The organism is Pseudoalteromonas phenolica (assembly GCF_005876835.1).
Taxonomy (GTDB): Bacteria; Pseudomonadota; Gammaproteobacteria; order Enterobacterales; family Alteromonadaceae; genus Pseudoalteromonas; species Pseudoalteromonas phenolica_B.
In genome coordinates this window covers 86805-103575 of record NZ_PPSW01000021.1, presented here as the reverse complement: position 1 = coordinate 103575, position 16771 = coordinate 86805, and the positions used below count along the sequence as shown (strand labels likewise).

16 protein-coding genes are annotated in these 16771 nt (G+C 41.2%); 11 read left to right on the top strand and 5 right to left on the bottom strand.

Annotated elements, in window-relative coordinates; genetic code table 11:
- Nucleotides 1-5: 5 nt before the first annotated feature.
- Genes C1E24_RS13215 through C1E24_RS13205 form a run of 3 tightly spaced genes read right to left on the bottom strand, consistent with a single transcriptional unit; the run spans nt 6 to nt 3192 of the window.
- The gene (locus C1E24_RS13215; RefSeq protein WP_138482168.1) at nt 6-1028 is read right to left on the bottom strand and encodes an LPP20 family lipoprotein; all 1023 of its coding nucleotides are present in this window, start codon (nt 1026-1028) and stop codon (nt 6-8) included.
- The gene (locus C1E24_RS13210; RefSeq protein WP_138482166.1) at nt 976-1590 is read right to left on the bottom strand and encodes a penicillin-binding protein activator LpoB; all 615 of its coding nucleotides are present in this window, start codon (nt 1588-1590) and stop codon (nt 976-978) included. Before C1E24_RS13210 ends, C1E24_RS13215 begins: the two co-directional genes overlap by 53 nt.
- Before the next feature lie 12 nt (nt 1591-1602).
- On the bottom strand, nt 1603-3192 hold the full coding sequence (locus tag C1E24_RS13205; RefSeq protein WP_240722017.1) for a hypothetical protein: 1590 nt from the start codon (nt 3190-3192) through the stop codon (nt 1603-1605).
- Between the two features lie 292 nt (nt 3193-3484).
- Here C1E24_RS13205 and C1E24_RS13200 point away from each other — a divergent pair, with 292 nt between their 5' ends.
- Together C1E24_RS13200 and C1E24_RS13195 are read left to right on the top strand one after the other, a co-directional pair.
- Nucleotides 3485-4063: an LPP20 family lipoprotein gene (locus tag C1E24_RS13200; protein WP_138482162.1), complete on the top strand. Its 579-nt coding sequence runs from the start codon at nt 3485-3487 to the stop codon at nt 4061-4063.
- A 53-nt stretch (nt 4064-4116) separates the two neighbouring features.
- The gene (locus C1E24_RS13195) at nt 4117-5463 is read left to right on the top strand and encodes a transglycosylase SLT domain-containing protein (RefSeq protein ID WP_138482160.1); all 1347 of its coding nucleotides are present in this window, start codon (nt 4117-4119) and stop codon (nt 5461-5463) included.
- A gap of 107 nt (nt 5464-5570) precedes the next feature.
- On the opposite strand, the gene rne is transcribed toward C1E24_RS13195, so the two are convergent.
- Nucleotides 5571-8684: a ribonuclease E gene (gene rne, locus C1E24_RS13190; protein ID WP_138482158.1), complete on the bottom strand. Its 3114-nt coding sequence runs from the start codon at nt 8682-8684 to the stop codon at nt 5571-5573.
- Nucleotides 8685-9185: 501 nt separating this feature from the next.
- Between rne and rluC the strand changes: the two genes are divergently transcribed.
- Both rluC and C1E24_RS13180 read left to right on the top strand, forming a co-directional pair.
- A complete protein-coding gene (gene rluC, locus C1E24_RS13185; RefSeq protein ID WP_138482156.1) occupies nt 9186-10139 on the top strand; it encodes a 23S rRNA pseudouridine(955/2504/2580) synthase RluC in 954 nt (317 codons plus the stop codon).
- Nucleotides 10139-10810, top strand: a complete 672-nt coding sequence (locus C1E24_RS13180) for an HAD-IA family hydrolase (RefSeq protein WP_138482146.1) — start codon at nt 10139-10141, stop codon at nt 10808-10810. Before rluC ends, C1E24_RS13180 begins: the two co-directional genes overlap by 1 nt.
- Here the strand turns inward: C1E24_RS13180 and C1E24_RS13175 are convergent.
- Entirely contained in the window at nt 10760-11362 is a 603-nt protein-coding gene (locus C1E24_RS13175) for a Maf family protein (RefSeq protein ID WP_138482144.1), read from the bottom strand. The genes C1E24_RS13180 and C1E24_RS13175 overlap by 51 nt on opposite strands.
- 119 nt (nt 11363-11481) lie before the next feature.
- On the opposite strand from C1E24_RS13175, the gene yceD reads away from it, so the two are divergent.
- The 7 genes from yceD to fabF all read left to right on the top strand — a co-directional run bounded on the left by yceD (nt 11482) and on the right by fabF (nt 16767).
- The gene (gene yceD / locus C1E24_RS13170) at nt 11482-12006 is read left to right on the top strand and encodes a 23S rRNA accumulation protein YceD (protein WP_138482142.1); all 525 of its coding nucleotides are present in this window, start codon (nt 11482-11484) and stop codon (nt 12004-12006) included.
- A gap of 10 nt (nt 12007-12016) precedes the next feature.
- The gene (gene rpmF, locus C1E24_RS13165) at nt 12017-12187 is read left to right on the top strand and encodes a 50S ribosomal protein L32 (RefSeq protein ID WP_058030134.1); all 171 of its coding nucleotides are present in this window, start codon (nt 12017-12019) and stop codon (nt 12185-12187) included.
- Nucleotides 12188-12199: 12 nt separating this feature from the next.
- A complete protein-coding gene (gene plsX, locus C1E24_RS13160; protein ID WP_138482140.1) occupies nt 12200-13255 on the top strand; it encodes a phosphate acyltransferase PlsX in 1056 nt (351 codons plus the stop codon).
- 43 nt (nt 13256-13298) lie between these two features.
- Entirely contained in the window at nt 13299-14225 is a 927-nt protein-coding gene (gene fabD, locus C1E24_RS13155) for an ACP S-malonyltransferase (protein ID WP_138482138.1), read from the top strand.
- A 13-nt stretch (nt 14226-14238) separates the two neighbouring features.
- Nucleotides 14239-14985 (top strand): 3-oxoacyl-ACP reductase FabG, encoded by a 747-nt coding sequence (gene fabG / locus C1E24_RS13150; RefSeq protein WP_138482136.1) that lies wholly within the window; start codon nt 14239-14241, stop codon nt 14983-14985.
- 220 nt (nt 14986-15205) lie between these two features.
- A complete protein-coding gene (acpP, locus tag C1E24_RS13145) occupies nt 15206-15442 on the top strand; it encodes an acyl carrier protein (RefSeq protein ID WP_058030130.1) in 237 nt (78 codons plus the stop codon).
- A gap of 86 nt (nt 15443-15528) precedes the next feature.
- Nucleotides 15529-16767 carry a beta-ketoacyl-ACP synthase II gene (gene fabF / locus C1E24_RS13140; RefSeq protein ID WP_138482134.1) on the top strand — a complete coding sequence of 413 codons (1239 nt, stop codon included), beginning with the start codon at nt 15529-15531 and terminating at the stop codon, nt 16765-16767.
- Nucleotides 16768-16771 lie beyond the last annotated feature (4 nt).

Genomic DNA, 16771 nt, shown 5'->3' with positions numbered 1-16771 from the left:
TGTACTTACATATAAGATGAAGAAATAAACTCAGCGATTTGTGCAGCTAGGTTATCTGCAATCTTATCCATGGCTTTATTTTTTGCCATACTTTGATAAGAAGAAGCCGCTTTTACTTTACTGTTGAAGTGTGCTCTTTCTTCCCCGTTCTCAACGATAGAAACAAAGGTCTGCGCAACGCTATAATGAGTGCTGTCTTGGTTGATGTTTTGCCAATCAGTTCTGATCTTGATGGTAAAGTCCGGTTTAAATGTCGAAACTTTTAAGCCTTGATCTGTGAGCGCTTTAGCTAGGTGATCTCTTAAATTTGATTCTTTCTCAGAAGTTACCTCGAGATTAAAGCTTAAATCAGCAATCACTTCTTCAGCTTGTTTGGCTTTATAAAATACTGACTCACTTAAGATCACTTGTTGGCTTTGTAGCATAGACAAAAACTCATTCTTTTGAATACGTTCAGCTAAGAGCTTCTTAACTCTCAATGCCGATTTCAAACGTTGTGTTTTAGTCGGTTGGGTTAAGCTAACACCGGTAATTTGACTATCAATACCTGAAATCTCGAGTTCAGTTTGCATAATTGCATTAGTTTTATTGAACTCAGCCAGTGCATAAATGGTATTGCCTTGTTGAAACTCTTCACTAATGCGTAACCCTTGTAACTTTAAGTCAGGCACTTGTGAACGAATTAATTCGTTAAGTTTAAACTTACTACTGCCATTACTGGCTTGTTGCACAATACGGGTATCGGCAGTGATCACGACATTAAGTTGTTTTGCTAAAGCAACACGGGCGGATTCAATCGCTGTATTTTTAGCTTGCTGTAAATCGCCATAATTCTGCGCCTGACCAACGCCGTATACCACATTCGGTGCGCTTGGAGTTTGTATGATCCAAGCAGGGGTGACAGGCTCACTTCTTGAAGAGGTAGACTGACAACCCGATAACATCAGCAAAGATAAGCACGCAGCTATAGGGGCTTTAGAAACCAAAGCGCGAACGTTTTTGATGTTTTTGAATTTTCTTCTGGCCATTCCATACCTCACGGTTGCTTGTCATATCGATTAATCTTAAGTCTACTTGGTAAAACGTCACTCTTTGCCCATCTTGTTCGTCAACAAATGAGTTGATACTCCCAGATAGGGCATAATCAGCACCTAGCTCTTGTCCCATTTCATTTTGCGTTTCGATAGAGGCATTAAGTTCTTGGTCTTTACGTTCTTCACGGATCTCATTTCGAATACTGCTGTTTGCCACGAAATCAGCCTGACCCGTTCTTAGAATGGCACGTTTTAAATCATTTAAAAAAGTATCAACGGCAATATGCTGATGAGATTTGTTACGAACACTTTGAATGATAATGGCAGGCTTGCTGCTGTGGTACTTTAAGTGATCGCTAACCCATGGAAAGGTGAGCATATCATTGACCATAGCTTCGGCGACGAGTTGCGAATCCTTAGCATTCCAATTGTCAGATAGAGCAATCTCTTGATTGCTGTCTACGCGTTCAATCTTTGTACTTTGACAACCTGAAAGTAATAAAGTGCCTGAAAGTAAAAGACCAGAGTAGGTTAAAAATTTTTTTGTTCTCTGCATTGTGTTTTCCATTTATAGAGCATTAACCGTTGGTGCGGCATTTAAAAAAGTTCGCGTATGCCAAACAGTCATTGAACCTTGTACGTCTATGTTAGCCGATTGTTGTATCACTCGTCCCGAGTTTAGGGTGGTTTTTATTGTTAAATTTTGTAGCCCGGGCTCGAGTGAAAACTGAGCTAGCCTGATTTGTGCAGGCAATGACTGCCATTGTCTTGTGTCGGCCGATGCGGTAATTGCGTTCACTGCGGTTGAAGCAATTTTCACGAAGCTACCTAATAGATTGTTTTGATCTGCGCCGGCTACCTGCATCGCTTTGCGGGCGGTTAAGGCTTTGACGATTTCTCGCGTAAATGCGATACGGATTTCAGATTGTGCATCAATCAAGGCCTTTTGTAAGGCTAATTGACTTATTGAATGAAACTGCTCTAGGTCGGCTAGTTTTTTATTGCCTTGCCAAATTTCAGTCTTACGGATCGGTAATTTGGGCGGTGCTAAATAACTTACTGAGATCCTGCCCCCGTATTCAAGAGCATCAATTAGACCTATATCTTCAGCTTCATCCCATAAAGAGCCTAATGGGATCCGCTTAGTCATGGTCCCTAACAGTACATCACTTACATCACCGAGTATGTAATTTTGCATTAAGTCAAATAGGCTAGTATCGGCATAAAGCATTTGAAACCAAAGTCGTTGCTCACGCTTTTCTTGTTCTGAGCCAATAAAAATAGGGTACATCACCAAGGCTTTTGATCGGGCTTCAGCTCTTAGCATAAAGTTCAACTGCTTTTTTTCAGGTGCAATCCCTAGGTTTTGGATAATCGTAACTTGTGTACCTTCGGGCACTTCAAGAGAGGTATGTTTATTTAGTAGGGTCTGCAACTCTGAACGGTATCCACCTGCTAACTTCATCGTTCTCGCCAAGTTTTTTAGTGCAAGTTTTTCGGTTGTATCAGCTAACCCATATTGCTTAGTAAAGCCATTTTCATATGCGTGAGCGGCCCTCTGGTACTGCAATCTAGCAGCATCTAAATCGTTATTTTGTTCGCTTAGTAAACCACTGAATAAATGAATGAAAGCATCGTCTTTATATTCAATGTTTTCTAAAAGCGTTTCAGGTGCCGCGATTGGTTTTAAAATGTCATATATAATATCGGTAAGAGAGCCTTCATCTTCTTGTTCAGATTTTTTGTAACCACCGGTTTCAGACTTTAAATTTTCCATGTAAACATCAAGCTGTCGCATTTCAACTTGGCTCGAATCTAGATAGGTTTCACGCATACTCGGGTTAAGTTGAGCGAGTGAATTAAAGTTCAACGCTTTCAGATAATGTATCAGGGGTAAATAATAGTTTTTGCCTTCATAGTTGGCAAAACTGGGCCCACTTAACATTGCTAAGGCTTGCTCAGATACGCTAATCGTGTAAAACGATTCGATGTGTGTTTTAGCTCTCTCTAAATGCTGATTACTTTGTAAGTAATCTTTCTCTAGATGAAGAATAGTCGCAAGTTCTAATTCGTGGAGAAGCCTATCTCGACCCACAGACGAATAGTTTTGTTTTATAGTCTGCTTTGCTTGAGTAAATTGCCCCTGTTCTATTTGCAAGATGGCGCTTTTGTTAGCATGAATGGTATTACAACCTGATAGAAATATAAGCGCTAGGCAGCAAACAAAAAGTTGTTTTAATGGGAAAAAATGAAATACCTTCAAAGACACATCCTTTGCACTGAAAATAAATAAAGAATATAGTAACTTATAACCAAGTAAGTTAAATAAAAAAAGTAACATTTGAAAGTGTAAAATTGTTAAATGGTGTTTTTACACTTTATTACTGTTTAGCTTGATTAACTTTGCTACAGTAACTCTAACATTGCTTTAGGCTATAAAGGAAACCAAGATGAAAGTTAAACCACTAATTGCATCAGTGTTCATGGCAGGTATGCTATCAGCGTGTAGTTCAACATCAGACAACACGGCATCAAGCTCTCGTGTAAATGTACCTGATTGGGTTTTAAACCCTGTTGTTGAAAATGGTATTGCAGCTGCTGATTGTATTAAGTACTCAGGTAATATCTCGATAGATCAAAAAATGGCAGTTGCAAATGCACGCTTGGCATTGGCGCAACAAATTGAAACACGTATTGAAGGTTTAGATAAAACTTTTGCTAACCGTGTTGATGCAAATGATAAAACAACTGTGGGCTCAACTTTTAGTTCGGTCTCTAAGCAGTTAACAAAACAAACCCTACGTGGCTCTCGCGTGGTTAAAGCAGATATTGTTGATATTGCCGGCAAAGATTATTTTTGTGCATTGACGACTTTGTCTCCTGAACTGACAAAAACACTATTTCAAGACTTAGTGCAAGAAACAAAGCTTAAAATTGATCCACAAGATGAGCAGTTTTTATATCAGGAATTTAAAGCGTTCAAAGCAGAGCAGGATTTAGAAAAGGAAATTGCTAGATTAACAAACTAAAGCAATTCTAAGCGCATCATTCGATGCGCTTTTTTGTCATTGAGGACAAGTAAATGAAACGTCAATTAATGCTATTAGCAGCATCCCCTATTTTAGCACTGCAGGTGCAAGCTACGCCTTCTAATCTTTATACTGAACTCGATAAAGCCATGCAGTCTTGGCAGGCAGAGCAAAAGCCTTCTCAAGAAAACAACTTATCTGAATTTGAGGCGTTTAAACAGCAGCACTTAAAAGATTTTAACCGCTATGTTGAAACGCAAATGGCTGAGTATGATAAGTTCAGGGATAAGCTGTTAAAATCTTGGGGTGATGCGCAAGTAACAAACCAAAATCAGTTTGTGAGTTATTCTGAGGATGATTCAGCTAGACTGAATGTTGATTTTGAGAATAATACGCTCACTTTGAGTGTTAAGCATAAGGCGGGTATCGCACCTAAAAAACACGAAGTAGAAGCACTATTTCAGAAATTTCTTCGTTCTGAACAATCACTATTACAAGAGTTTTATAACCATGCGCCTGCATCTTTAGATGAGCGAGATTTTAAACAAGCAGACACCACAAAGATTGATAAAAAATCTCAAGCTAAGGCATTGAAGAAGGCATTACAAGAGATAAAGAAGCAAACGCGTCTTCAGCAACAAGCGCTTGATAAAAAGTATGATGAACAACTTGTTAATGAAAATGGTAATAAACAATCGCTTAAATCTTTAGAAAAAGATAAAGCAGCCTTAAAACAGTTAGAACAAAAGCGTATGCTTACTCTTAAAAAGAGTGTGCCAGAAATTATCTCTGAGGCACCAAAGAACACGCTTATTACTGAATTTGTAATTACCTTACCTAAAAGCAATCAGGTATCACAGCGTGCAGAGAAATACCTTGAGCCGATAAAAAAGCAAAGTGCACGATTTGAGTTACCTCCTGCAACGATACTGGCTGTGATGCATACCGAAAGTCATTTTAATCCAATGGCGAAGTCGCATATTCCTGCTTTTGGTTTAATGCAAGTTGTGCCGACAAGTGCGGGTATTGATGTGAATCGTTTCTTGTATGATATTGACGCGCCAATGTCAGCGCCATATTTATACGTTTCTGATAATAATATAGAAGCGGGCTCGGCTTATTTGCATTTACTAGATAAACGCTACTTAAAACATATTTCAGATCCTTTAAGCAGAAAGTACTGCATGATAGCGGCTTATAATACAGGAGCCGGGAATGTAGCGAGGGCTTTTAACAGCGATGGCTCTAGAAGTATTCGCAATGCCAGCAAAGTCATTAACTCTATGTCTCCTGAGCGTGTTTTAGAAGTATTAAGCGCAAATTTACCTTATGACGAAACTAGAAAGTACATTCATAAGGTGCTTGAGAAAGAGAAGCTATACGTAGTTGATAGACTTTAGTATTTTACAAAAAACAAAAAACAAAAAACAAAAAACAAAAAACAAAAAACAAAAAACAAAAAACAAAAAAGGCTGCATTTGCAGCCTTTTTTAGTCAGTAGTGATACTTAGTCAACTTGAGCAGGAGATGCCATGTCGGCACTGGCTCTCGCCGATGGTGCTTTAGAGCCCGCAGACATACCTGAGTTATGGGTAGGCATACGTTGTTCTAAAGGCATCGCAGATGGCATTTCAAATGCATCGATCTCATCACTGCTTTGTGCTTTCGTCATTGGCGCTGACGCATTGGCATGGAAACGAACGCGAGGTAGTGCTGACAAAGTGTTAACAGTTTTAGGAGCTTCAACTACTTCAACAGTTTCTTCTGTTTTAGGCGCTTTAGCTGCCTCAACAGTTTCTTCTGCTTTAGGCGTTTCAACCACTTCAACAGATTCTTCAGATTTAGGTGTTTCAGCTACTTCAACAGTTTCTTCTGCTTGAGGTACTTCAGCTACTGCAACAGCTTCTTCTGCTTGAGGTGCTTCAACTACTTCAACAGTTTCTTCTGCTTGAGATACTTCAGCTACTGCAACAGCTTCTTCTGCTTGAGATGCTTCAGTTACTGCAGCAGTTTCTTCTGCTTGAGGTGCTTCAGCTACTGCAACAGCTTCTTCTGCTTGAGGTGCTTCAGCTACTGCAATAGCTTCTTCTGCTTTAGGCGTTTCAGCTACTTCAACAATCTCTTCTGTTTTCGGTGAATCAACAATCTCTTCAGTTACCTGCTTAGCTTTAAGCTCTGCTTCGTATTCTGCGGCAGCTTGGTCTGCAACAGGAACGAATGCAGGCTCTTGCTCTTTTTCTGCAGATTCAGGTTTTCTTCTACGCTGACCTGCTGCACGAAGGTGACGAGGAGAGCGACGAGAACGTGTTCTCGGTGCTTCTTCACCTTGCTCGACAGATTCAGTTGTCACTTCCGGGACTGGAGTTGCTTCTTCAGACACAGCCTCTACAGGTTTATTTTCTGCTTGAGCTGCTTTTTTAGGCTTCTCAGCACGTTTTGTTTCAGAACGTGTAGCTTTTTCCTCATTCTGAGTTTTAACTTGGATTTGCTCTTGAGAAACAGCAGCATTTTCAGACTTAGAACCTTCAGCTGTATTGTTACTATCTTGATTTTCAATAGCCGCTTCTTGATCAGCAATACGTACTTTTTTGCGAAGATTACGACGCTGACGTCTCGGTTTTACGCGAACTTCAGCATTTGCAGTCTCTTCAGTATTAGTTTGTTGCTTTTCATCAGCTTCTTTGTTAGAGCGACTGTCAGGACGACGACGCGTATTTTGGCGACGGCGCTTATTGCGATTTTCCTGACCTTCTTTTTTCTCATTCTGGTCTTTGCTTTCAGAGTTGTCTTTAGCTTGGGCATCATCACGTTTTTTGTGATTGCGACGCTTCTGCTGATTGCGACGGCGATTATCATTATTGCGACGTGGTTTACGTTCTTGGCTTTTGTTCTCTGTTTCTGTCTTTTCAGGTTCTTCCTCTGATGAAAACAGGCCTTTTAACCAATTACCTAAGCGCGTTAATAACCCTTCAGACTTAACCTCTTCTGCTTTAGGAGCAACGGCCGCAGGCTGAGGTGCAGGCGCTGGTGCAGAAGGCATAACAACACCTTTAAGTACCGGCTCTTCTTTAGGGGTTGTGCTGACAGCAACTTCGATTACTTCAGGTTCAGGTGTAACAATTTGCTCGTAACTTGCCGTCTCTGGTGTTTCATCTTTGCGCAAACGAACCACTTCATAGTGAGGTGTTTCTAAATGCTGGTTTGGAATGATGAATACATTACAGTTATGACGTTTCTCGATACGATGAACAGACTTGCGCTTTTCATTAAGCAAGTATGCTGCTACTGCAACTGGTACTTGCGCATTAACTTGTGCAGTATTCTCTTTAATCGCTTCTTCTTCGATTAAACGTAAGATAGAAAGGGCGATAGATTCGTTTGAGCGAATTGTACCTTGGCCACTACAGCGCGGGCATGAATGCTGGCTCGCTTCACCTAATGAAGGGCGAAGACGTTGACGTGACATCTCGAGTAAGCCAAAGCGTGAAATCTTACCAATTTGTACACGCGCTCGGTCCGGACGTACAGCATCTTTTAGACGGTTTTCAACTTCACGTTGATGACGAGGCGGTGTCATATCGATGAAATCGATAACAATTAGACCACCTAAGTCACGCAAACGTAATTGACGCGCAATCTCATCAGCCGCCTCAAGGTTAGTATTTAACGCGGTTTCTTCAATGTCGCCACCTTTGGTCGCCTTTGAAGAGTTGATGTCAATTGATGTTAGTGCTTCAGTTGGGTCAATGACAATTGAACCACCTGAAGGTAAGCGCACTTCACGTTGGAAAGCAGATTCAATTTGGCTTTCGATTTGGTAATGCGTGAATAGTGGTACGTCGTTTTGATAAAGTTTAACGCGGTTGATGAAGTCAGGACGGAAGCGCTCGATATGAGCTTTAGCTTCTTCAAAAACACGGGCTTTATCAATTAAAATTTCACCAATGTCGCGACGTAAATAATCACGAATTGCTCTGAAAATTACATTACTTTCTTGGTGAATTAAGAATGGTGCTTTACCACTGTCAGCAGCTTGTTGAATTGCATCCCAATGAACAAGAAGTGCTTTTAAATCGTACTCTAGTTCTTCAAATGATTTTCCAACACCCGCAGTACGAACAATAAGTCCCATGCCTTTTGGTAAATCTAATCTGCTTAGCGCTTCTTTAAGTTGAATTCGCTCGTCACCTTCAATACGGCGAGAAATGCCACCTGCACGAGGGTTGTTCGGCATTAGGACTAAGTAACTACCTGCAACACTGATGAATGTTGTTAAAGCAGCCCCTTTTTGGCCTCGCTCTTCTTTATCAACCTGAACGATAACTTCTTGGCCTTCTTTGATCACATCTTTGATGTTAGGGCGGCCATTGAATGTGTAACCTTCTGGGAAGTAAGTTTTAGCGATTTCTTTAAGAGGAAGGAAACCGTGTCTCTCAGCACCGTAATCAACAAATGCTGCTTCTAGAGATGGTTCGATTCGAGTGATTTTACCTTTGTAAATATTGGCTTTTTTCTGTTCGTGGCCAGGACTTTCGATATCTAAGTCATATAATTTCTGACCGTCAACCAGTGCGACGCGCATTTCTTCTTGCTGCGTAGCATTGATCAGCATACGTTTCATATTGTTAACTCTACTTTCAAATTAAGTCGAGTCTGATGTGCAAAGCGTGGACCTGACGAGTGCCCCATATTTAATGATGCAGTCTCACGACTGGGGTCAATGGAATATTCTTACAACTTATTTTTTAAGCGCACGGTGACGGTTATCACTACCAGTTTATTCGCACGGTAAGGGCGCTTCTTAGTGAATAAGTTTTATCTCGTTTTTGGCTTTTACTTACGCAATCAGACATTTATTTCTATTTTTGCTTTCTTTTTTAATCATGCTTAGCCTTCACTGCGATCTGTTACGCGCATCGAAGTGAGCTAAAGGCACGTGTTATTCGGGTGACAAAAGCTTTGGAAATCCAAGCTGCTATCTGTATGATCGTCACCCATGATGTGCATCACGATTGTTGTCTTTGCGATAAAAAGCAGTTTCGCAAAAAAAATTGCGCGTCGATTATCCCATTAATAACGTCGTGATAGCAACTAAATTATTACTCAAATCAGTGATTAGGCAATGTCAGAAAAATCTCCTTTAAAAGTCAGCTTTGTAACCGTAACTGAAGATCAGCAAGGTCAGAGAATTGATAACTTCTTAGTGGCCCATTTGAAGGGGGTGCCTAAAAGTGCAATTTATAAAATCCTTCGTAAGGGAGAGGTAAGAGTTAATAAAAAGCGCGTTAAGCCTGTTTATAAATTGCAAATGGATGACTTAATTCGTATTCCACCCATTAAAGTGGCTGAACGTGAAGAGTTTGTACCAAAAAACTTGGATAAAATATCAGCTTTAGAAGATGCAATCTTATTTGAAGATCAATATCTAATCGTGATCAATAAACCTTCAGGTATGGCTGTACATGGCGGAAGTGGTTTGAGTTATGGCTTAATTGAAGCGTTACGCGTTTTAAGGCCCCAAGAGAAAAACCTAGAGCTGGTGCATCGTTTAGACAGAGATACATCAGGTTGTCTTCTGATTTCAAAAAAGCGTTCTATTTTAAAAGGACTCCACGAGCAGCTGCGTGAAAAAACCATGGAGAAAAACTATTGGGCATTAGTAGTGGGAGAGTGGGCAGCAAAAATTAAAAATGTTACCGAGCCACTTCGAAAAAATACCCTACAGTCAGGCGAACGTGTTGTTCGAGTAGATGAAGAGCAGGGAAAAGCATCTCATACTCGTTTTAGAGTACTTGAGCGTTTTGCGGGTTGCACGTTGGTACAAGCATCGCCAGTGACAGGTCGAACTCACCAAATTCGTGTTCACACTCAATGTAAAGGCCATCCTATTGCGTGTGATGATAAGTATGGCGACCAAGTTTTCGATAGCCGTATGAGAGAAATGGGACTGAGCCGTTTATTCTTACACGCCCATGATCTTCGCTTTTTGCATCCGAAACATGAAACAACCATGCATGTTGAGGCACCACTAGATAAAGCATTAAATAATGCTTTGAAAACATTAAGAGCAAAGTAATGCAGTTCGAGCTTGTTATTTTTGATTGGGATGGCACTTTAATGGATTCAGTGCCAAAAATTGTGAATGTTTTAAAACTTGCAGCCAAGCACTGTGATGCGGTAATTCCGACCGATGATGCTGCTAAATCTATTATAGGTTTATCTTTACCGACCGCGGTTGCAAAGCTGTTTCCAAACGATGAAGATAAGTGGGAAGCGTTAGCTCAAGCTTATAAAACGGTTTATAAAGAAGGGGATGATACACCTACGCCGTTATTTACAGGAGCAAATGATTTATTAGATGCTTTAGCTGCGAGTCAGGTGCAACTGGCAGTTGCGACCGGTAAATCTCGTACAGGGTTAAACCGCTTAATGGCTGAAACATCGACAGAAGAATACTTTGTTACCACTAAAACAGCTGATGAAGCGCAGTCGAAGCCAAATCCTGATATGTTAAATCAAATTTTAGCGATGACAGGTGTGGCTGCTGAAGATGCCATTATGATTGGTGATTCATTATTAGATATTGAAATGGCCAAGCAAGCGGGTATTGCAGCGGTTGGATTGACCCATGGTGCAGCAACTCGAGCAGCGCTTGAAAAAACGCAAGCGCTGACAGTACTAGACAGTCTAACTGACTTACATACTTTTCTGTTGGCTGAGCAACACATCGACGTCAAAGCGAGCTAATAACTCGGTTAATCTAATTAATGGCAGCCCAATCAATGAATTTGGATCGCTGCCTTCTAATTTTTCAAACAAACAAATCCCCAAACCTTCGCTTTTAAAGCTGCCAGCACATTGATAGGGCGTTTCAGCATCACAATATGCCTCGATTTGTGCGAGAGTTAACTTCTTAAAATGAACGTTGAACGGTTCAACAATGACTTCATATCGGTTCGTTGCTATATCGTATAGGCACAATCCGGTTAAAAACTTCACTTTATTACCACTAAAACTTTGCAGCTGTTTGATGGCATTTTCTTTTGTATGGGGTTTACCAAGTATTTTTCCGTCGTGAACAGCTACTTGGTCTGAGCCAATCACCAAGCCTTCTTTGAATTTGTCATTGGCTGCTTTTGCTTTTAACACACTTAACCTAGACACTAATTCTACAGGCGACTCATCGCATAAATGACTTTCATCAACATCAGGTGAAAATGATGAGAAAGGAAGGTTTAATTTTTTTAAAATTTGCTGCCTAAATGGCGAGCTTGACGCTAAAATAAGAGGAGTTTTCATAAACACTTAGTTGTCAAAATACCAATAGCGCTAGAATAGGGCGCAATAGAGCGAAAAACAAAGGAAACTTTGATTTTTATTTTGACTAAAACATTAACTATCTATATGATGCAGCCCCTATGCAAAAGGTGAAAATTCCCATCACTCTTGATCCTTGCAGAGCAGCTCAACGCAGACTTAGTTATGACGGCGTTGTTCAGCTTGAAGAACTTTCTCGCTTAGAGCAAGTTGTGCAAGATCAAACTGGTGAAATAGCGGTAGACATTCATTGCAGTAATGATGAACAAGGGTTGGTTGTAATTCGCGGTTCTTTCCGTGCACATCTGACCGTTATTTGTCAGCGTTGTAATGGAGATTTAGGGTTGGATTTGGAACATGACTTTGCTTATTCACCGGTTAAAGCGGGTGATGAGTCGGACCATCTTCCTGATTGCTACGATGTGGTTGAACTGGATGAAGAAGGTGAAATAAATCTTCGTCAACTTATAGAAGACGAGCTTATTTTAGCGATTCCTATAGTGCCAACTCACGACGAAGCATCTTGCGCTTATTCCGAAGAGCCTGCGAGCTTTGGTGGAGTAGTCGCAACAGAGAGCAAACCAAATCCATTTGAAATTTTAAAACAACTTAAGAAAGATTCTTAGGAGAAGGCTAATGGCTGTACAAAAAAGCAAAAAGTCTCGCGCAAGACGTGGCATGCGCCGTTCACACGACGCAATCAGTGGACCAGCTCTAACTGTAGATCAGGTTTCTGGTGAGACTCATCTTCGTCACCACGTGACTGCTGATGGTTACTACAAAGGCGAAAAAGTAATTTCTAAATAAGAGATTGCTTTTATGCTGACTCATCTAACCATTGCGTTAGATATGATGGGGGGCGATTACGGCCCCCGTTCATCTATTCCAGCCGCCATTTCTGCGGTAAATAAATACCCCAATCTTACATTGCTCCTTTGTGGCGATGAAAAATTCATTTCTAATGCTCTATTAAAACATAAAGCAAACACACATCCGAGATTGATTATTAAGCACTGTAGTGAAGTGGTTTCTAACAACTGCGAACCTGCACAAGCACTTCGTAACAAAAAAGACTCTTCAATGCGTGTTGCTTTGGATTTAGTAAAAAACAAGCAAGCACAAGCTTGTGTTAGTTCAGGCAATACTGGTGCACTGTTGTTAATTGCACACTTTGTGTTAAAAATGCTCCCGGGCATCAAACGACCAGCACTCATTTCTGCTGTACCTACAGAAAAAAAACAACCTGTTTATTTACTGGACTTAGGTGCTAATGTGCATTGTGATGCTCAAACGTTATTTCAGTTTGGCATTATGGGCAGTATTGTTGCCGGTGAGACCTGTAAAGGTGATAGGCCGAAAGTCTGTCTGCTTAACATTGGCTCTGAAGACATTAAAGGCAATGACACAATTAAAGAAGCCGCGAATATGATGAAGGCAACACCTTATATTAACTACACAGGATTTTGTGAAGGCAGTGATATGTTTTCTGGTAAAGCCGATGTTGTCGTTTGTGAAGGGTTTGTGGGAAATGTCGCTCTAAAAACATGTGAAGGTATTGCTAAACTTATTATGTATAAGTTTACAAAAGCGTTGAAAAAACGTTTTTTCTACCGATTATTAGCCGTATTACTCAGTCCAATCATAAAAAAACTCTATAGAAGGGTGAACCCCGACCAGTATAACGGTGCAAGTCTGGTAGGATTGCGTGGTATTGTTGTGAAAAGTCACGGAAATGCTTCGAACAAGGCGTTTCTTGCTGCAATCGAAGAAGCCATCAGAGAAGTTGAAAAACAAGTTCCTGAAAAAATAGAAGCGACCTTCGAACAAATTGCATTAGATGAAGAACACTCGCCATCGTCCCTCGAAAATCACTGACTTGGGGTGAGGGTGGCATAACTATTATTATAAAGAGCATTATATGTCACAGAAAATTGCACTTTTATTCCCAGGTCAAGGCTCACAAGCAGTTGGCATGCTTACAGAGTTACTTGAATCATCAGAAATTGTAAAAGCAACATTTGCAGAAGCATCAGAAGCGCTTGGTTATGACCTAGCAAATCTTGTTGTTAATGGCCCAGCTGAAGAACTAAATCAAACTCATCGTACACAACCAGCATTATTAACTGCGAGTGTTGCAGTTTACCGTGAGTGGTTAGCAAACAATGCAGAAGTTGAGACTGTTCTAGCTGGTCACAGCTTAGGTGAGTACTCAGCTTTGGTGTGTGCAGGTGTAGTAAGCCTTGCTGAAGCCGTAAAGTTGGTTGAGAACCGTGGTCTTTACATGCAAGAAGCTGTTCCAGCAGGCGTAGGTTCAATGGCTGCTATTATTGGTCTTGATGATGACAAGATCCAAGCAATTTGTGCTGAGCTTTCGGGTGAGCAAGTGGTTGCACCTGTTAACTACAATTCTCCTGGTCAAGTTGTTATTGCGGGTCACAAAGAAGCGGTAGAAAAAGCGTCTGAGGCTTGTAAAGAAGCGGGCGCAAAACGCGCACTTCCACTGGCTGTAAGCGTGCCTTCTCACTGTGAACTAATGAAGCCTGCAGCAGAAAAACTGGCTGCTGATTTAGAAGCTCTTGCATTCAATGCACCGAAATCAAGCGTGATCAACAACGTTGATGTTGCCATTGAAACAGAAGCGGCAGCGATTAAAGGTGCACTAGTACGTCAGCTTTACAGCCCAGTGCGATGGACTGAAACAGTTCAAGAACTTGCAAAGCTTGGAATTACACAAAGTTATGAATTCGGCCCAGGTAAAGTACTGAGTGGCTTAGTTAAACGTATTGATAAGTCAATTGCATGTGCATCTGTGAACGATGCAACAGCAATTGAATCTGCTAAATAAGAAGAGATAAAGAATGAGCAATCTATTTTCATTAGAAGGTAAAATTGTTTTAGTAACAGGTGCAAGCCGTGGTATCGGTAAATCTGTTGCTAATGCATTAGTTGCACAAGGTGCGATTGTTGCGGGTACTGCGACAAGCGAGTCTGGCGCTGAAAAAATTAGTGAATATTTAGGCGAAAACGGCAAAGGTTACGCGCTGAACGTGACTGATGCTGATTCAATTACAGCAACATTAGCGGCAATTAAAGCTGATTTTGGTGATATTGACGTGCTAGTTAATAACGCAGGTATCACACGTGACAATCTACTTATGCGTATGAAAGACGATGAGTGGAATGACATCATCGATACCAACTTAAGCTCTATCTATCGTCTTTCTAAAGCGGTTCTTCGTCCTATGATGAAGAAAAAAGCTGGTCGTATCATTAACATTGGTTCTGTTGTGGGCACAATGGGTAATGCAGGTCAAGCAAACTATGCAGCTGCAAAAGCGGGTGTAATTGGTTTTTCTAAATCTCTAGCACGTGAAGTCGCTTCTCGTGGTATTACAGTAAACGTTGTAGCACCAGGTTTCATTCAAACTGACATGACTGACGAGCTAACTGATGATCAAAAAGCAGCAACGCTTGCTAACGTACCTGCAGGTCGTTTAGGCCAGCCTGAAGAAATCGCGGCTGCTGTATGTTATTTAGCGTCTGATGCGGCTGCGTACGTATCAGGTGAGACTTTGCACGTAAATGGTGCGATGTACATGGTTTAATTGCTGTAGATCATAAAAAAGATTCAATTAATTTTTTGTGATCTTGCTGCAATCTTACTTGAAATTGCTATTAAAATAAGCGATAAAAGTATAAATTAATTTATAACAGGTTTGACCAGATCAAAATATCTGAGCAAATCCTTGAAACACAGAATTATGCGCCGTACACTACGCCGCAATCTGAAAATAACGCAAATGCGTTTTAATAAAGGAAAGAAGAATGAGCGATATCCAAGAACGCGTAACGAAAATCATTGTTGAGCAACTAGGTGTTAAAGAAGAAGAAGTTAAAAACGAAGCGTCTTTCGTAGACGACTTAGGTGCTGACTCTCTAGACACTGTTGAGCTAGTAATGGCTCTAGAAGAAGAGTTCGACACTGAGATCCCTGACGAAGAAGCAGAGAAAATCACTACTGTTCAAGCAGCGATCGACTACGTTACTGCTCACGCTGAGTAATCAAACGTATCACTTGGGGCAGCATTCGCTGCCCTTAGTCTTTTCTACCCCCTCATAAAAATAATCAATCCCTTTTGGAGGAAACCGTGGCTAAACGTCGAGTCGTAGTAACTGGCTTAGGTATGTTGACGCCGCTAGGCAATGATGTTGCATCAACCTGGCAAGGCTTACTAGAAGGCCAAAGTGGCATTTCTAACATCACGCACTTTGATACCACAAATTTTGGAACTAAATTCGCAGGTCTGATCAATGACTTTGATGTCACTGAGTACATGCCGAAGAAAGAAGCCAAAAAAATGGACTTGTTTATCCAATATGGTGTTGCAGCAGGGGTTCAAGCTTTAAAAGACTCTGGTCTTGAAATCACTGACGAAAATGCAGCACGTGTAGGTGTAGCTGTAGGTTCAGGTATCGGTGGTTTAACATTAATCGAAGAAAACCATGTAAAACTACTCAATAGTGGCCCACGTAAGCTGTCACCGTTTTATGTACCTTCGACAATTATCAATATGATCTCTGGTCACTTGTCTATCATGCATGGCTTGAGAGGTCCAAATATTTCAATCGTTACTGCTTGTACAACCGGTTTGCATAACATCGGTCATGCCGCGCGCATGATTGCCTATGGTGATGCAGATGCGATGGTTGCAGGCGGTGCGGAAAAAGCATCTACACCAATTGGTATGGGTGGTTTTAGTGCAGCACGTGCACTTTCAACACGCAATGATGATCCACAAGCAGCTTCTCGTCCTTGGGACAAAGACCGTGATGGTTTTGTACTTGCGGATGGTGCGGGCGTGATGGTACTTGAAGAGTACGAACATGCAAAAGCACGCGGCGCAAAAATTTATGCTGAGCTAGTTGGCTTTGGTATGAGTGGCGATGCATTCCACATGACGTCACCACCTGAAGATGGTTCAGGTGCGGCACTTGCGATGGAGAATGCCCTTAAAGACGCGGGTGTAAATGCTGCAGAAGTGGGCTATATCAACGCACATGGTACTTCAACGCATGCGGGCGACAAAGCTGAAACGCAAGCGGTTAAGTCTATCTTCGGTGCGGCTGCTGATAAAGTGATGGTTGGTTCATCTAAATCAATGATGGGTCACCTACTCGGTGCTGCGGGCTCTGTTGAGTCAATTATCACAGCGCTATCGTTACACGACCAAAAGGTATCACCGACTATTAACCTAGATAACCCAGACGAAGGGTGTGATCTAGATTATATTGCGCATACAGGTCGTGACGCAAAACTTGAGTATGCTTTATGTAACTCATTTGGTTTTGGTGGAACCAATGGCTCGTTGCTATTTAAAAAGGTATAATCCT